The 17009-nt window shown below is 70.3% G+C and carries 15 protein-coding genes; 5 read left to right on the top strand and 10 right to left on the bottom strand.

Features of this window, described 5'->3' with window-relative positions; translation table 11 throughout:
* Positions 1-346: 346 nt before the first annotated feature.
* Positions 347-958 carry a single-stranded DNA-binding protein gene (locus Psi02_RS28635; RefSeq protein WP_203978954.1) on the bottom strand — a complete coding sequence of 204 codons (612 nt, stop codon included), beginning with the start codon at positions 956-958 and terminating at the stop codon, positions 347-349.
* Positions 959-1159: 201 nt separating this feature from the next.
* Here Psi02_RS28635 and Psi02_RS28630 point away from each other — a divergent pair, with 201 nt between their 5' ends.
* A complete protein-coding gene (locus Psi02_RS28630) occupies positions 1160-1741 on the top strand; it encodes an RNA polymerase sigma factor (RefSeq protein ID WP_203978953.1) in 582 nt (193 codons plus the stop codon).
* Position 1742: 1 nt separating this feature from the next.
* The gene (locus Psi02_RS28625) at positions 1743-2813 is read left to right on the top strand and encodes an LCP family protein (protein WP_203978952.1); all 1071 of its coding nucleotides are present in this window, start codon (positions 1743-1745) and stop codon (positions 2811-2813) included.
* A 386-nt stretch (positions 2814-3199) separates the two neighbouring features.
* On the opposite strand, the gene Psi02_RS28620 is transcribed toward Psi02_RS28625, so the two are convergent.
* The 6 genes from Psi02_RS28620 to Psi02_RS28595 form a co-directional block, all read right to left on the bottom strand.
* Positions 3200-4831 carry a P-loop NTPase family protein gene (locus Psi02_RS28620; protein ID WP_203978951.1) on the bottom strand — a complete coding sequence of 544 codons (1632 nt, stop codon included), beginning with the start codon at positions 4829-4831 and terminating at the stop codon, positions 3200-3202.
* Between the two features lie 37 nt (positions 4832-4868).
* Positions 4869-7127, bottom strand: a complete 2259-nt coding sequence (locus Psi02_RS28615; RefSeq protein ID WP_239095234.1) for a dynamin family protein — start codon at positions 7125-7127, stop codon at positions 4869-4871.
* Positions 7124-8356 carry a uroporphyrinogen-III C-methyltransferase gene (gene cobA / locus Psi02_RS28610; RefSeq protein ID WP_203978950.1) on the bottom strand — a complete coding sequence of 411 codons (1233 nt, stop codon included), beginning with the start codon at positions 8354-8356 and terminating at the stop codon, positions 7124-7126. The genes Psi02_RS28615 and cobA overlap by 4 nt, the downstream gene beginning before the upstream one ends.
* 125 nt (positions 8357-8481) lie before the next feature.
* On the bottom strand, positions 8482-9567 hold the full coding sequence (cobT, locus tag Psi02_RS28605; protein WP_203978949.1) for a nicotinate-nucleotide--dimethylbenzimidazole phosphoribosyltransferase: 1086 nt from the start codon (positions 9565-9567) through the stop codon (positions 8482-8484).
* A gap of 10 nt (positions 9568-9577) precedes the next feature.
* A complete protein-coding gene (locus tag Psi02_RS28600; protein WP_203978948.1) occupies positions 9578-10582 on the bottom strand; it encodes a sirohydrochlorin chelatase in 1005 nt (334 codons plus the stop codon).
* Between the two features lie 125 nt (positions 10583-10707).
* A complete protein-coding gene (locus Psi02_RS28595; protein WP_203978947.1) occupies positions 10708-11784 on the bottom strand; it encodes a GNAT family N-acetyltransferase in 1077 nt (358 codons plus the stop codon).
* Between the two features lie 144 nt (positions 11785-11928).
* Between Psi02_RS28595 and Psi02_RS28590 the strand changes: the two genes are divergently transcribed.
* Positions 11929-12342 (top strand): DUF2795 domain-containing protein, encoded by a 414-nt coding sequence (locus tag Psi02_RS28590; RefSeq protein ID WP_203978946.1) that lies wholly within the window; start codon positions 11929-11931, stop codon positions 12340-12342.
* A gap of 9 nt (positions 12343-12351) precedes the next feature.
* Here the strand turns inward: Psi02_RS28590 and Psi02_RS28585 are convergent, their stop codons facing one another.
* From Psi02_RS28585 to Psi02_RS28575, 3 genes are read right to left on the bottom strand one after another with little or no spacing between them, the layout of a single operon-like run.
* Positions 12352-12978, bottom strand: a complete 627-nt coding sequence (locus Psi02_RS28585; RefSeq protein WP_203978945.1) for a LutC/YkgG family protein — start codon at positions 12976-12978, stop codon at positions 12352-12354.
* Entirely contained in the window at positions 12975-14417 is a 1443-nt protein-coding gene (locus tag Psi02_RS28580) for a lactate utilization protein B (protein WP_373317696.1), read from the bottom strand. The genes Psi02_RS28585 and Psi02_RS28580 overlap by 4 nt, the downstream gene beginning before the upstream one ends.
* Positions 14414-15166, bottom strand: coding sequence for a (Fe-S)-binding protein (locus Psi02_RS28575; RefSeq protein ID WP_203978944.1), 753 nt, complete (start codon positions 15164-15166; stop codon positions 14414-14416). The genes Psi02_RS28580 and Psi02_RS28575 overlap by 4 nt, the downstream gene beginning before the upstream one ends.
* A gap of 88 nt (positions 15167-15254) precedes the next feature.
* Between Psi02_RS28575 and Psi02_RS28570 the strand changes: the two genes are divergently transcribed.
* Positions 15255-15968 carry a FadR/GntR family transcriptional regulator gene (locus Psi02_RS28570; protein WP_239095233.1) on the top strand — a complete coding sequence of 238 codons (714 nt, stop codon included), beginning with the start codon at positions 15255-15257 and terminating at the stop codon, positions 15966-15968.
* A gap of 19 nt (positions 15969-15987) precedes the next feature.
* Positions 15988-17001 carry an LLM class F420-dependent oxidoreductase gene (locus Psi02_RS28565; RefSeq protein WP_203978942.1) on the top strand — a complete coding sequence of 338 codons (1014 nt, stop codon included), beginning with the start codon at positions 15988-15990 and terminating at the stop codon, positions 16999-17001.
* Positions 17002-17009: the final 8 nt, after the last annotated feature.

Below are 17009 nucleotides of genomic sequence, written 5' to 3'. Positions count from 1 at the left end.
CCCCAACGCAACCAAAACGGCGTCTCACGATGTGTAACACAATAGTTGCGGAGTGTGCGGCGCGCGACGGGAACCGCTACCTTGGCACGGTGGCTATCTGCATCTGATGGCCTAGGGGTAGGTCTGTGGCGATTTGGCCGGAGACCTATCCGGTGGAAATCCGCTTCATTCGGAGCGGGCTGTTGGGAAAGGAGCAGCCATGGTGCGGGGTGTGACCTGGACCTGAGTTGGTGCTCTTGCAGCGACGCGGTAGTCGCCATCGGCCGATCCCCGGAAACTCCCCAGTAATGGGCACCGGCCGCGCACGGCCGATGCCCCTCCACACTGTCGGATGACCGACGCGCCGCTACGCCGCCCGGGTGCCCGTGAGCCAGGAATCAGCGGCCCCGTCGTCCCCCTCCTGTTCATGGTTCTCCACGGCCTCGCCGATCTCAGGGCGCTCAGCGCTGTCCGCTTCCCCTTCCGCCCCTCCGCCCTCCAGGGCCCTCAACCCCTCCTGCAGGTGCCCTCTCGACGCCGCGGGCGTGGCGAGCTCCCATTCCCTGGTGGCGTCCTCCATGCCCTGCCGGTCGTCGCCGGCGACGACACCGGAATAGGTGCGGACCGGCTTCTCGAACGTGGCGATGCCCCACTTCAGGTCATGACCGACGGAGACGGCCTCGATCTCGGCCCAGAACCGGTGTTCCCCCTCGCGCTCGAACTGCTTGATCCGCAGCCTGCCGTACACGACGACAGGCTGGCCCTTGGCGACCGACTGATGGACGTTGTCGGCCAGGCCCCGATAGCAGCGGACCGTGTAATAGGTGGTGTCCCTGGTCTGCCAGGTGTTGGTCTGCTGGTCGAGGACCCGCCTGTTGACGGCCATCCGCATCGAGGTGACGCGGGCGCCGTCCTTGAACTGGTACTGCCGTGGGTCGTCGGTGACGTTCCCGCTCAACGTGACGTAGATGTCGCTCATGACGCGCCTTCCAGGGTCCGGGCACTCGCCGGACTCCGATGACACAGTGGCCCGCCGCCCACGGGCCCTAGGCTTCCGAACGGCGTTCTGGGGATTGCCGGCGGCCTGTGGACGGGCGTGAACCCGAACGGGCCGCAGTGGCAAGACATCGGTGCCCCCCGTAACCCACGAAAGGCCGCGTTTCATGCAACGGTGCCCGCGATGACTGTTCCAACCGCAGCCCTACCACGGGACTCCGACCTGATAGCCGACTCGCGGACCGAGCCAGAGGCCTTCGCGGTCCTGTTCGACCGCTATTCCGGCATGCTCTATCGCTACGTGTCCCGGCGCATGGGTCCGGAGATCGCCGAGGACCTCGTCGGCGAGACGTTCCTCGTGGCCTTCGCCGGCAGGTCTGGCTATGACCTGTCGTACGCCGACGCCCGGCCGTGGCTGTTCGGCATCATCACGAACCTCGTCTCCCGGCATCGCCGTACGGAGGCCGCGCACTACCGGGCTCTGCAACGCAGCCCGATCGAGGACGTCGCCGACAGCGACGACGACCGGGTGGCCGCCGGGGTCACCGCACGGGCGGCGCGACCGCTGCTCGCCCGCGCCCTGGCCGGGCTCCCCGCCAGGGATCGCAACGTCCTGTTACTGGTCGCCTGGAGCGACCTGTCGTACGAGGAGGTCGCCCAGGCGCTGGGCGTGCCGATAGGCACCGTGCGGTCCCGGCTCAACCGGGCCAGGCGCAAGGTCCGCGCCGTGCTCGGTGACAGCAACCCGATGCGCGAGGAGAACTGACATGGACGATCTGACGATGCTCCGCGACCTCGGGCACACCCTGGAGCACGAGCCCCCTCCGTCACTCGTACGCCAGCGGCAGCGACTTCTCGAAGGCGCCCGCCCGCACCGCCGTCTCCCCCGCCTCATGCGCGGCTGGGCGTTGGTCGGGCTCGCGGCCGTGGTCACGGTCGCCGCCATCGTCGTGCCGACGATGATCGTCCACCCCCGATCGGCGAAGACACCCGTGACCGACCCGGCCGCCCGGCCGGTCGAGGAGCTCAACCTGCTGGTCCTGGGCGTCGACCGGCGACGGCCCCAAGCTTTCGGAAAGCCCGGCCCGGACAGCGCCAGGACCGACACGATGATGCTCGCGCATCTGCCTGCCGACCGTAAGAAGATCACAGTCGTCGCCCTCCCCCGTGACCTCATGGTTCAGATCCCGTCGTGCAAGGGCCTGAAAGGTGAGAGCATTCCGACCCACCTGGGCCTCATCAACTCGGCGTTCGCGGAAGGCGGCTCCTCCTGCACGGAGACGACCGTCGAGTCGATCACGGGTATCCGGATCGATCAAGTGGTGGAGATCGAGTTCGATGGGCTCAAGCGAATGGTGGACGCCCTGGGCGGAGTCGAGATCACGCTGCCAAAGGCCGTCAAGGACAAGGCCGCGGGCCTCGATCTCCCTGCGGGGAAGCATGTCGTGCAAGGCGATCAGGCGCTGGCCTACGTGCGAACCCGCCACAGTCTGGGCGACGGGTCGGACCTGAGCCGGATCGAACGGCAGCAGCAGTTCCTGAGCTCGATGTTCAAGAAGGCCACGTCGGAGCTGACCGACCCGGCCCGCCTCTACGCCTTTCTCCGCGAAACCAGCAAAGCGATCAAGGCGACCCCCGCGCTCGACCTGCAGGAGATGGCGGGCATCGCCCAGAGCCTGGCCGGGGTCACATCACAGGACTTCCGTTTCGTCACCGTTCCGTGGCGTCCTTGGCAGCCCGACCCCAACCGGGTCGACTTGAAGCAACCGGCAGCCGACAAGCTCTTCACCAGCTTGGGCGGCACGCCACCGAAGAAGGCCCGCAAGAAGGCCCGGTGAACGAGGCCGGAGCGCCCATACGGCTCGCGCCGTCTGACGGCTGACTCACGCGGCCGTACGACGGTGCCGGCCGTACGACGGGCGCCGGGTGGAAGGCCCGCATTCGGACAGGGGCGGATGCGGGCCCTGCGCCATCGTGATCGAGCGGTCCATGCATGATCACGACCGATGTCACCACAGGTCAACTTGCAATCACCCGAATTGATGCATGATCACGAATAACGTTTACGCAGGTCAACGACCGCGTCTCCGAATCTGTGCATGATCACGCCCGGTGTTATCGCAGGTCGAAGCGCATATCGCCGAACCTGTGCGTGATCACGGCTCACGTATGAGCAGGTCGGGGGGCACATTCCCGAACCTGTGCATGATCACGGGCAAGTGGGTCAGCGTTTGGCTTCGGTGATCGCGGCGAAGTAGTCGTTGTAGCGCTGCAGTTCACGCTCGACCGGTTGGATCACCGTCTCCTGCGCGACCGTCGTCACCCGGCGGCGCATGTCACGCTCTAGGCGGTCGCGCTCGTTGCTCGCGCCCAGGATGACGAAGTTCCGGCTCGCCACGGCCGACAGGATGCCCAGGCCGAGGACGCTGACCAGCATCAGCCCCACCCAGGGCAGGGCTCCGAGGTCACCGAGAACGTTCAGGGGAGGCTTGCCGACCTTGAACACGCCGTACGCGAGGATCGAGCCGATCCAGGCCAGCCCCACCACGAAGAGCGCGACCAGCACGTACTGCCAGATCTTCAACAGCCACCACCAGCCGGGCACCCGGTCGAGCGGCGGCGCGACCTCGGACAACTCGTCGGACAGCGCCTTGGGCAACTGCGCCGACCGTCCCCGTGCCGCCTGACGGACACCGTTCTGCCAGACCTCCGGCATCCCGGCGGTGAGACCGTCGGCGAGGGCCTGGACGGCGTTGTCCACCTCGGCGGGCTGGGCGCTGACCGCGCTGCCCACGAGGCTGCGGATGTCGTCCTTCACGGCACCGAGCTTGAGGCTGCTCAGCGGGTCGCGCCGGAACTTCGCGGCCCACCGCGCGTACGGCCAGCCGACCCAGTCGACCGAGCGGACGCCGTAGACGTTCTCCATCGCCTCGCCGAGGGCTGAGACACCCACCGCGTCGCACAGGGCGTCGGTGAGGCCGGCCTTGCGGGCGCCGTCGACCGTGGGGTCGACGTGCAGCAGGTCGGGCACGTTCTTCGCCAGGCGCGCCATGAGCCGGTCGAGGTCGGCCTCCAGTCGCTGATAGGCCGCCCGCCGGGTGGACACCGACTCGGCGAGCACGGCCTTGAGCCCGTCGATGCCCTTGCCCGTGAGAGCGGACGTGGCGACGACCTGCGGGTCGGTCACCCCCTCGCGCTTGAGCAGGTCCTCGAGGTCGGCGACGCACTCGGCCTGCTCCTCGTGACTCAACCGGTCGGACTGGTTGAGCACGAAGACCGTCACGGCGTCGTGCCCGGCGAGGTCGGTCACGTAGCGCCGGTGCACGGACGCGTCGGCGTACTTCTGGGGGTCGAGCACCCACACGACGAGGTCGGCGACCTGGATCAGCCGGTTGGCCTCCGGGTCGGTGAGCGCCCGAATCGAGTCGTGGTCGGGCAGGTCGAGCAGGATGAGCCCGTGGAGCTGGCTTTCGCCCTTGTCGAGCGCGCTCGCCCGGGCGAACCGGTGCCGCCACTGGATCTGCAGCCAGTCGAGCAGGGGCCCCGCGCCTTCCAGGCCCCACACGCAGGCGTGGGTGCGGGCGGTGGTCGGCCTGCGCACCCCGATGGGTGACAGCTCCAGCCCGGAGATCGAGTTGAACAGGGACGACTTTCCGCTGCCCGTCCCTCCGGCGAGGGCCACCACGGTGTGGTCAGGGGAGAGTTTGAGGCGGTCACCCGCCCGCAGGAGCAGCTGGGCGGCCTCGGTGATCAGCGCGGGGTCGATCCTGCCCTGGCCGAGCTCGACGATCCTGGCGAGGGCGGCGAGCCGAGTGCCCAGCCCGTGCCGCGTCTCGGCGGTGCTGACAGTGCTCATCGATCTCCCACCGTGGTGCCGGGGAACGTCGCCGGAGTCATCGTGCGACCTCGAGGTTGTACGTGGCCTGGTAGAGCCGGGTGGCGGCGGCCTCGTCGGGGATCCCGGCGCTGTCGAGCTCGTCGACGTAGCGCAGGGTCTCCTCGTCGAAGAGCAGACCGATCCGCGCGCGGAGATCGCTGCGGGCCTTGGCGCTGATGCTGCGCAGGGACTCCGCGCCGAGCAGACCGCGCAGCAGCCGCTGGGGCAGGGCGCTGTTGCCGGCGCCCACCGAGACGTCGGTGGTGCCGTAGCCGAGCAGCCCGACGGTGAAGATCAGGGACAGGGACTCGACGTCGAAGGAGACCAGCCTGGCCACGGACCGCTTGGTGACGCCCTCGGTCCTGATCAGCTCGGTCACGTGGTCCTGCCACGCCGTGATGGTCCGCGCGGTCCTCCGCACGACCTCGTCGGAGGGACGGCCGAGCCCGGGGGTGGCGGCGAGCCGGTCCCCGGCGCCGGCGCGCTGGCGCCACCGGACGACGACCTCCTCCGCCGCGCGCTGCGCCGCCGAGGTGATCACCGACTCGAGGCCGGTGCGCAGGGCGGACTTCAGAGCGCGGAGCCGTTCCGGGCCCTTGTGCTGGGCCTTTCCGCCGCGCCGCAACTGGAGGGTGCGCATGAGATCGCCGGAGCCGGCGAAGTCCTGCCAGCGGGCGAGCACCTCGCCTCTGAGCAGCGAGCCGTTCCTGGTCGCCTCGTCGATCTCCGCGAGTGCCGCCATGTAGGCCGAGTCGACGTCGGAGCGCAGGTCCGCACGGAGCGCCACCTGCGTCTCCAGATGCCTGGCCAGGGCGGGCAGGCGGGTTCTGAAGCTGTCGAACACGCCGTTCAGCGTCGCCTGCACGGCCTCGGCGCGAGCCTCGTCGTCGACCGACAACTCCGCCATCCACAGGCGGAGGTCGGTGACCTCCTCGTCGGCCAGCCGTCCCTCGCGTACGGCCGTCTCGTTGATGACGAACCTCTCGACGTCGGCCAGGCCGTACTCGTCGAGCATTCGGCCGAAGTGCTTGACGATGACGTCGCGGGACTTCATCGGGACCCGGGACAGGACGATGACCAGGCGCGCTCCACGTTCCTTAGCGCGACGCAGGAGTCCCCAGGACGGCGCGTCGGCGTACCGGGCGGCGGTGGTGACGAACACCCACAGGTCGGCCGCGTCGAGCATGCGGTGAGCGATGTCCTGGTGTTCCTCGACGACGGAGTCGATGTCCGGTGTGTCGAGGAGTGCCACCCCCTGCGGCAGCCGGGGGGTCGGCACGAGCACGACGGAATCCGGTCCCGTGTCCTCGCTCAGCTTGTCGACCCTGGTCAGGCCGCCGAGCAGGTCGCCCTTGGCGAACCACTCGTAGTCGTCGGGGTGGCAGGCGAGCACGGGGGTTCCGGTGGTCGGGCGCCGCACGCCCGTCTTCGTCACGTTCTGCGCGGCCAGCGTGTTGACCAGGGTGGACTTGCCCGCTCCGGTGGAACCGGCCACGACGATCAGTGCGGGGGCCGTGCTCATGTGGACACGCGGGATGACGTAGTCGTCGATCTGGGCCAGCACGGCGTTCTGGGTCTTGCGCGCCTCGTCGGAGCCGGGCACGTCGAGGCCGAAGTGGAGGCCCTTCACGGCCACGCGAAGCTGGGCGAGTGCGGCGGTCAGCGCAGCGGACACCGGCTCGGGCAGCGGCATCTCCCGCACGGGTCCGCCGTTGGGGGACGAGGTCCCTTCAGGGGACCCATCGCCGTCGGGCTCCCCCGACGGCTCGGAGACCTCCTCGTCGGCGGGCTCGCCCGGAGGATCCGTCCCGCCGGAGGTCTCGCCCGAGGCATCGGGCCCGTCTAAGAAAGAGGCTTCGGGCCCGTCCGGCGAGGAGGCTTCAGGAGCGTCCGGCGAGGAGGCTTCAGGAGCGTCCGGCGAGGAGGCTTCGGGCGCGTCCGGCGAGGAGGCTTCGGGCGCGTCCGGGGAGCCGGCGCTTCCGGCGGAATCCGCACCGCCGTCCCGCTCGTCGCCGGAGGCGCCGCCCGCGTCGGACTGCACCGCGCCGAACTCCACCGCGCCGGACTCCGCCAGGCCGGGCCCCCCGGCGTCCGGCCCTTCGTCGTCCGGCCCTTCGTCCGGCTCGGGTCCGCCAGGATCCTCATCACGGATCGAGCGGAACGTGATGGTCTGTTCCCCCGGCCTCTCGGGCTGCCCTTCGATGACCGGCTCCACGGTCTCGCCGGACTGCTCGACGGCCTCGGGGTCGGGCGTGTTCTTGGCAGCCGATTTCACGGGACCCGCTCCGCTCGCACCATCTCGATCTCCTGGCCGACTCTGACGACCTCGCCGACGATCACGATCGCAGGCGGCCGTATCCCCGCCGCGGTCACTCGTTCCGCCACCGTGGAGAGCGTGGCGATGACAGCTCGCTGGGTGGGAAGAGTACCGTCCTGTACCACCATTACGGGAGTTTCCGGCGAACGTCCGTCTCGAATCAGCGTTCGGGCGAGCTGCCCGATGCGCTCAACTCCCATCAGCAGCACCAAAGTCCCCTGCGACCTCGCCAGTCCGGGCCAGTCGACGGTGGATCGGGGGTCGTCCGGAGCCACGTGCACGGAGATCACGTGGAACTCCTGGCTGACCCCTCTGTGCGTGACGGGGACGCCTGCGGACGCGGGAACGGCGACGGCGCTCGTGATGCCCGGGACCACGGTCACGGGGATGCCCGCCTTCGCGCACGCGATCATCTCCTCGCCGCCGCGGCCGAAGACGAAGGAGTCGCCACCCTTCAGCCGGACCACGAACTTGCCCTTGCGGGCATGCTCGATGAGCAGCTCGTTGATCTTATCTTGGGCGAGTGCGCGGCCGTAAGGGATCTTCGCGGCGTCGATGAGCTCGACATCGGCGGGCAGTTCGTCGAGCAGGGCCCGCGGTGCGAGGCGGTCGGCGACGACGACGTCGGCCTGGGCCAGCAACTGGCGGCCCCTGACGGTGATCAGGCCCGGATCGCCGGGACCTCCGCCGACGAGCGCGACGCCGACGGGCTTGGTGCGGTGGCGGCGGGCGTCGACGGTGCCGTCGCGCAGGGCGCCGACGACGGCGTCGCGGATCCCCGCGGCCCGGCGGGGGTCGCCCCCGGCGGTGATGGCGACGCTCACCTCGTCCACCCGGCCGCTGGCCGGAGTCCAGGCGGCGGAGGCGTCCTTGTCGTCGGCCCGCACACACCAGATGCGCTTGGCGTCGGCCTCCGCGGCGATCGCCGTGTTGACCTCGCGGTGATTCGTACAGGCGTGCACCAGCCAGGCGCCGTCGCAATCGCCGACCTGGTACGGCCGCCGCTCCCACGTCACCCGGCCGTCGGCGATGAGGTCGTCGAGCGCCGGGGTGACACTCGGCGAGACCAGGGTGACCGACGCTCCGGCGTCGAGCAGCGTGGGAACCCGTCGCTGGGCGACGTGTCCGCCCCCGACGACGAGCACCCGCCGCCCGTCGAGGCGGAGGCCGAGCAGGTAGGGCGCCATGACCCCAGTCTCCCTAATGCGTCAAGCGTGATCTGTTAAGAGGCAAACCTACCCGTTGACCTGTGACGGCACTCACCGGATGAGACTTATCGGTAGTCCATCAGGTCATGGGTGGATTCCGGGAGTCAACGCTCCTTGTCCGCCACCCCTGCGGAGTCGAACGTGGCCACGTCGTGCATGACCCGCACCGCGGCGCTGACAAGCGGATGCGCGAGCAGCCCGCCCGTGCCCTCCCCGAGACGGAGCTCGAGGTCGACCAGGGGGCGGAGCCCGAGGTAGGAGAGCGCCACCGAGTGGCCGGGCTCGGCCGAGCGGTGGCCGGCGACGCAGTAGCCCGCCGCCTCGGGGGCGAGCGCCGTCGCGACGAGGGCGGCCGCTCCCGCGATCACGCCGTCGAGGATGACGGGCACCCGGGCCGCCGCCGCGCCGAGGATCAGCCCGGCGATCCCCGCGTGCTCGAACCCGCCGACGGCCGCGAGCGCCTGGAGGACGGCGTCCTGCCCCTGCGGTACGGCTCCCGCCTCCGCGTAGCCGTTGGCCGTGAGCGCACGGCGGACCACATCGATCTTGTGCTGGTACATGGCGTCGTCCACGCCGGTGCCGCGCCCTGTGGCGGACGCCGGGTCACGGCCGGTGAACACGCTGATCAGTGCGGCCGAGGCGGTGGTGTTGGCGATTCCCATGTCACCGGTGATCAGGCAGCGGTTGCCTGCCGCGACGAGATCCCCCGCGGTCTCGATGCCGGCGGCGAGCGCCTGGAGGGCCTGCTCGCGTGTCATCGCGGGGCCCTGGGACAGGTCCGCCGTGCCGTACGCGACCTTGCGGGACGACACTCCGGGCATCGAGGGCAGATCCGCGGCCACCCCGACGTCGACCACCGTCACCGATGCGCCGACCTGCGCGGCGAACGCGTTGGCGACGGCGCCTCCCGCGGCGAAGTTGGCCACCATCTGGGCGGTGACCTCCTGCGGCCAGGGGCTGACCCCCTGGGCGTGGACCCCGTGGTCGGCGGCGAAGATCGCCAGCGCGGCGGGCACGGGGAGCGGCGGGGGGCAGGACGCGGCGACTCCGGCGAGCCGTACCGCGACGTCCTCGAGGGCGCCGAGGGAGCCCCGCGGCTTCGTGAGACGGTCCTGATGAGTTCGTGCCTCAGCCATCGCGACCGGGTCGACCGGCCAGATGGCGGCGACTGTCGCGTCGAGCAGGGTCATGCTCACTCCTTCAGACGGCGCTGGGGATCCCCGTCCCGGCATCGAGCCCCGGCTCGATCTCCGCGTCGAACTCCGCCTCGAGTTCGGCGCCGATCTCCGCGTCGAGGCCGGGCTCGCGGTCGGCGCCTGCTTCCGCGTCGGGGGACACGACGAGCCTGGCGCGCACGGGCGATTCGATCGTGAGCATGTCATGGTAGCGGCGCGACGCCGGCCAATCACCCGCGCCGGCGAGGGCCTCCTCGTAACGGTCGATCACGACGTCGGCGAGGCCTTCGCAGTCGCCGATGACCTCGGCGCAGCGGATGTCGATACCCTCGTGGTTGGCGCCGTAGGCAAGGGCCTGCGCCCAGATGCGCTCCAGCACAGCCCCGGCGAACAGGATGTACGGCAGGACGATCACCCGCTTGGCGCCGAGCCTGCGGCAGCGCTCCAGACCGCCGGGGACCCCGGGACGGGAGTGCGAGACGTAGGCCGTCTCGACCGTGAGCAGGTCGGGCGCGTGCGTCTCCCAGAAGAGCCGGGATACCCGGTGGACCTCGGCGTTCACCTCGGGATCGGCGGAGCCGTGGCCGACCAGCACCACGGCGGTCTCCGCCGGGCCGATGAACTCGGGCACCTCGTCGGTCACCAGCCTGGGCATCTCCGCGCGGGCGTCCGCGAGCCGCTCCGCGAGGATGCCGAGCACGCGGGGGTCGGCGCCCAGTGGCCGGCCGAGGTCGTATTCGAGCGTCGGGTGCCGCTCCTGTTCGAGCGCCATCGTGCCGGGGACGTCGCCGAGGGCGTGACGGTCGCCGGTGAGGCTCAGGGGCACCGCGATCACGTGGTGGTGCCCACGTGCCACGAGAGAGGAGACGGATTCACTCAGCGGAGGGCGGGCGTTGGTGATGAAACCGCCGCTCACCTCCGCGGGCAGTGCGTCGAGGCGGCAGCGGAGGCGGTGCACGACTCTGCCGAACTCGGCCACGCCGGTCTCATCGTGGGTACCGTGACCGATGAGCAACAGCGGCGGTTTCATTTACTGATCTCCCATGCCTTGACCTGCGGAGACGTGATCCGGCTCGTGAGGATAACCCTCCGGGCCCAATCATGGGCGCCTCTTGACCGATAGGCCCAGGTGGCGAGGAAATTTTTTACCTTTTCTCACTTAATTTCCCCTTTAAGGACACTGAACAGTACGGCATCGGCCCGCCCGCCATGCACGGGAAGCGCCTTGCGCAGGATGCCCTCCTCGATGAAACCGGCCCTTCTGGCGACCGCCTGACTGGCGTGGTTACCCGTCGCGACCAGCAGGTGAACGCGGTGGAACCCCGCGTCGAGCAGGTGCGCGGTGACGATCCTGGTCGCCTCCGCCGCGTATCCCTGCCGCCGGGCCCAGGGCGAGATCCAGTACCCGACCTCGACGTCGCCCCGCTCATGGTCCTCGCGCTGGATGCCGATGGCGCCGGCCAGGCGCCCGCCCTCCCGCGGCTCGATGGCGAAATTGCCGCCGATGGCCGCGCCTGCGGGGTGCGCGACACGGGTGCACCAGTCGAGCGCGCGCTCGAGCGTGAAGCCCTCCGCCCACGGCATCCAGCGGCCGATCTCGGCGTCGTCCCGCACCGCGGCCAGCAGGTCGAAGGCGTCGCGCTTGACGAAAGGCCGCAGGATCAGCCGGTCGCTCTCCAGACGGCGCTCCACGCTGGTGTCGCCGCGGAGCATGCCGAAGACCACCAGGTCGTGCGGGCCGTCGTCCTCGAACCCCGCACCGCGCAGCAGCCCCTCGCGGGTGAAGCCGGCCTTCTCCGCCACCCGGATGGACGCGACGTTGTCGGCGTTGGCCCGCAACTCGATCCGGCGCAGGGCGTCCGGACGGAGCAGGCGGCCGGTCAGACCCCTGACGGCCTCGGTCGCGTAGCCCCGGCCGCGGTACGCCGGATGCACGCCGTACCCCACCTCCGACGTGGCGGCGCCCCACTGGGTCTTGAACAGGCTGATCGCACCGACGAGGGCCCCTGAGGTCTCCATGGCGAGGTGGATCCCCTGACCGGAGCGCCACAGCTCATGGACGCCCTGGGACAACCACTGCGGTATCCCCGCCGGATGCCCGGGGGCGCCGGGCGGCAGCGCGGTGGAGTACGCCCCCTCGTTGATGACCGTCCGGACCATGACGGCGTCCTGGGGTCCGAACGGCCGCAGGACCAGTCGTTCGGTGTTGATCGTCAGCTGCTCGTCGAACACAGCGCCACTCCAGGGGGATGCCGATTCCTCGTCTGTTTCTTCGCCCACCAGGGCCTGCGCACGTTCCGGGCAGGCCGTCGCCGATGTTTGGGGCGGCCCGGCCGGGTACGAGGCACCTCATGACCCTATTCGGGAGGTGAGGTCATGAGTATCCAACGTGGCAGCGCCGAGCACGGCCCTCGTCTCGAGGATGAGCGGAAACACGAGACCGGGGGCCTCGTGCGCGGCGCCGGGACGACCCACGCCGAGGAATGGAGGGAACCCGAGCCCGCACAACTGCCGGAGGACGACCTGACACCCCGCACGACGCCCCCCGGCCACGAGCCCGGCACCCCGATCGGCATCACGCCCGCTGACGTGGAACGCCGCAGCAACCTCGCGAAATGGCTCAGCGACGCCCGCTACCCGGCGGCCGCGCACGACCTCCTCACCCACGCCGAGGCCAAGAACGCCCCCGACGCCGTGCTGCGGGCCGTACGCGACCTGCCCGACCTCAGGTACCAGAACGTCGGCCAGGTCGCCGAGGCGCTCGGGCTGGGGGTGCAACGCCACTGGTGAAGGCGGCCGTCAGGTGGCGGCCGGGGTCACGATGACCACCTCGAGGATCCGGGGGCCGTGGACGCCCTCGACCCGGTTGAGCTCGATGTCACTGGTGGCGGACGGGCCGCTGATCCAGGTCAGGGGGCGCGCCGGGTCGAGGCGGGCGACGGCGTCGGGGACGTTCGCCACGATCTGGTCCTGCCGTACGACGCACAGGTGGAAGTCCGGCAGGAGCGTCAGCGCCCGCCGGCCCTGACCCGCCCCGGCGTCCAGCACGATCGTCCCCGTCTCCGCTATCGCGACGGCGCACGTCGTCAGGATCCCGTCGGCCGTGTCGAGGTCGGACGCGCTCAGCCTCGGCTCGTCGCCGATCCGTTCGAAGCCCTGGGCCGGCAGCCAGGGCTCCGGGAACCCCTCTGGCACGACGAGCCGCCGGGCGCGGCGCTCGGCCAGCGACGCGGCGACGAGTTCCGCGACCCCGGCCTCCTCCACGACGTGGACGGCGGCCTTGTAGTGGCGCACACGCTCCGCCAGCAGGTCCACCAGCCCCTCGGAGGCGGGAGCGGCACCGCGGTAGGACCGGGGGATCTCGACGTCGGGGACGCCCTCGACCGCGGCGCGGACGCGCGCGAGGATCACATCGCGGGCGCTCATCGTGAGCCTCCGTCCGTACGGTTCCACCAGTCGCGGAACGACTCCTTCGGGATGTCGGGGAGGTCGCGGGTGTCGGTCCACCCGCCGAGCGGCCCCGGCAGCCGCTTCGGGACGAGGCGGCGCATCCGGCCGCCCATCCGCTGGGCCCGGGCCAGTCGCCCCGACCGGTTGAGGACCCACCCGGCGGCGGCCATGCCCGCGCGTTCCGCCACCGGGTGACGGCTCCGGCCGCGCAGCTCGACCAGGACCGACGGGATGTCGATGGCGACCGGGCACACCTCGTAGCACGCGCCGCAGAGCGAGCTGGCGTACGGCAGCGACCGGTCGAGCTCGGACTCCATCCCGCGAAGCTGCGGCGTGAGGATCGCACCGATCGGCCCCGGATATACCGATCCGTACGCGTGACCGCCTGAGCGTTCGTAGACGGGGCAGACGTTGAGGCAGGCCGAGCAGCGAATGCAGCGCAGCGCCTGGCGGCCGAGGTCGTCGGCGAGCACGCGGGTGCGGCCGTTGTCGAGCAGGACGAGGTGGAACTCCTGGCCTTCGGTCGCGCCGGTCCACATCGAGGTGTACGGATTCATCCGCTCGCCGGTCGAGCTTCTGGGCAGCAGTTGGAGGAACACCTCGAGATCGCGCCAGGTCGGCAGCAGCTTCTCGATGCCCACCACGCTGATCAGCGTCTCCGGGAGGGTCAGGCACATCCGGCCGTTGCCCTCGGACTCCAGCACGACCAGCGTCCCGGTCTCCGCGACCATGAAGTTGGCCCCGGAGATGGCCACCTTGGTGGCCAGGAAGCGTTCCCGCAGGTGCAGGCGGGCGGCCTCGGCCAGGGCCGCGGGGTCGTCGGTGAGCTTCTCCGGCGCGGGACGGCCCCACTCGGACATGTGCCGGACGAAGATCTCGCGGATCTCCGACCGGTTCCGGTGGATGGCCGGGACCAGGATGTGGGAGGGCCAGTCGTCCCCGAGCTGGACGATCAGCTCGGCCAGGTCCGTCTCGTACGCGGTGATGCCCTCGTCGTGCAGGGCCTCGTTGAGCCCGATCTCCTGAGTGGCCATCGACTTGACCTTGACCACCTGCGTCTCGCCCGTGGCCTTGACGAGGTCGGTGACGATCCTGTTGGCCTCGGCGGCGTCACGGGCCCAGTGCACGTGGCCGCCGGCCTTCGTGACGGCCTCCTCGAGCTGGACGAGGTAGGTGTCGAGATTGCGGAGGGTGTGGTCCTTGATCGCCTTGCCGGCCTGGCGCAGGTCCGGCCAGTCGGGCAGCTCCCCCACGACGCTCGCCCGCCTGCCGCGGATCGTCCCGGTCGCCTTGCGCAGGTTGAACCTGAGCTGGGAGTTCCGCACGGCTTTCGCGGCGTTCTCGGGGAAGCCCTCCTTGCCGGAGTAGCCCATCATGGAGACGGTTCCCGGCATGCCGAGGAAGGTGCGGCTCATCGCGAGTCCCCCCGTTCGTGGGTGTCGCCCGGTGCGGTGGACGCCAGGATCTCGGCGAGATGCATGACCCGCACGCCCGCCTTCTGACGGGTGAGCGTTCCGCCGATGTGCATCAGGCAGGAGTTGTCGGCCGCGCAGAGCACCTCGGCGCCCGTGTCCAGCACGTTGCGGACCTTGTCGCCGCACATGGCCGCCGATATATCCGGATTTTTCACAGCAAAGGTGCCGCCGAAGCCGCAACACTCCTCAGCACCCGGCAACGGGACGAGCTCCAGGCCCTTGACCTGCTCGAGCAGCCTTCTCGGCCGGTCACCCAGGTGGAGCCCCCGGAGCGAGTGGCAGGTCGGATGGTATGTGACCCGGTGGGGGAAGTAGGCGCCGACATCGGTGACCCCGAGCACGTCGATCAGGAACTCCGACAGGTCGTACACCCGCGGGACCGTCGCGGCCACCGCCTCAGCGAAGGCGCCGCCGTCCGCCAGTTTGGGGTACTGCTCCCGCACCATCGCGCCGCACGACCCCGAGGGGACGACGACGGCGTCGTAGCCGCGGAACACGTCCACGAAGTGGTGCGCCAGCCGTGCGCCCTCCTCGCGGTAGCCGGTGTTGAGGTGCATCTGCCCGCAACAGGTCTGCGCCTCCGGGAAGTCGACGTCGACGCCGAGCCTCCGGAGCAGGGTCACGACCGCCTTCCCGGTGCCCGGAAAAAGCGTGTCGTTGACACAGGTGATGAACAGGGCGACCCGCACATGCCCTCCCGCGTGTATGGTCAGACCAAATATGGTCAGACCATACATCCATCATCACATCCGTACCACGCGAGACCGAGGAGGCCCCGTGAGCGAGTCCGGCGGGCAGGCGCAGAACCCCGCTCGCGTGCGCGCCTTCGAGGGAGTCCTCGCGCGGATCGAGGAGCGGATCGCGGCCGACGGCCTCACCGTGGGCGACCGACTGCCGGGTGAACGCCAACTCGCCGAGCAACTGGGGGTGAGCCGGTCGTCCGTCCGCGAGGCCCTCCGCGTGCTGGAGAGTCTGGGTGTGGTGTCGTCGCAGGTGGGACGTGGCCCGGACGCGGGAGCCGTACTGACCTCGCGGCCCGGCAGCGCGCTCACCGGCCTGCTGCGCCTGCACCTCGGCCTGGCCACGCTGTCGATGCGCGAGGTGGTCGACACCCGGCTGATGATCGAGCAGTGGTCCGCCGAGCACGCGGCCCGTTCGCGGACGGGGCTGGAGTCCATGGCGCAAGCCCTCGCGGCCATGGACGCGGCGCGGAGCCCGGAGGAGTTCGTGGAGCACGACATCGCCTTCCACGCCGCCATCGCCGAGGCCTCGGGCAACCGGCTCACGTCGGCGATCATGCAGGCGCTGCGCGGGGCCGTCCAGCGCTTCGCCATCGACGCCGTCGTACGGCTGGGCGACACCGGGGATCTCCAGGCCGACCATCGCCGGATCTACGGCGCGATCAGGGACGGCGACGCCGCGACGGCGATGGAGGCGATAACCGTGCATCTGGAGCGCGCATATCCGCCTTCGGCTGGCCGACTCGGCTAGAACGTGTTCTACTTGTGGCGTGGCGGACGATCTCAGACTGGGACTGAACCTCGGATACTGGCAGCGGAACGCGGACGACGCGACCGAGCTGGTCCAGACGGCCGAACGGCTCGGCTACGAGTCGGTGTGGACGGCCGAGGCCTACGGAAGCGACGCCTTCACCCCCCTCGCCTGGTACGGCGCGCGCACCAGCAGGATCAAGCTCGGCACCAGCGTCGCCCAGTTGTCCGCGCGGCCTCCCGTCACCACCGCGATGACCGCGATGACGCTCGACCACCTCACCGGCGGGCGACTGCTGCTCGGCGTGGGCGCGTCAGGGCCCCAGGTGGTCGAGGGCTGGTACGGCCAGCCGTTCCCCCGGCCTCTCGCGAGAACCCGTGAGTACGTCGAGATCATGCGGAAGGTCTGGCGGCGGGAGGAGCCCGTCACCGCTCCGGGACCGCACTATCCCCTGCCGCTGCCCGGCGGCCTGGGCAAGCCGCTCAAGCTGATCACTCATCCCCTCCGGGACGACATCCCCGTCTACCTCGGCGCGGAGGGCCCGAAGAACGTCGCGCTCGCCACCGAGGTCGCCCAGGGCTGGCTCCCGCTCTTCGTCTTCCCCGAGAAGATCGAGGCGATGTACGGCGAGGCGCTCGCCGGCGCGGCACCCGCCTTCGACATCGCGGCCATGGTGAACGTCATCGTGACCGACGACGTGCGCGCCGCCATCGACGGGGTGAAGATGATGCTCACCCTCTACATCGGCGGCATGGGCGCCAAGGCGCGCAACTTCCACGCCGACATCGTGGGCCGGATGGGGTACGCCGAAGCCGCGGAGCGGATCCAGGCGCTCTATCTGGCGGGGCGCAGGGACGAGGCGTTCGCCGCGATCCCCGACGAACTCGCCGACGGCATCTCCCTGGTCGGTCCCATCGGCCGCATCCGCGAACGGCTCGAACTGTGGCGCAAGAGCCCGGTGACGAACCTGCTGGTCATGGGCCCGCGCGACGAGCCCACGCTGAGGGACATCCGGGACCTGGTGCTCGGTTAGCAGACGGT

The organism is Planotetraspora silvatica, assembly GCF_016863315.1.
GTDB classification, from domain to species: domain Bacteria; phylum Actinomycetota; class Actinomycetes; order Streptosporangiales; family Streptosporangiaceae; genus Planotetraspora; species Planotetraspora silvatica.
This window is presented reverse-complemented; position numbering and strand designations above follow the sequence as displayed.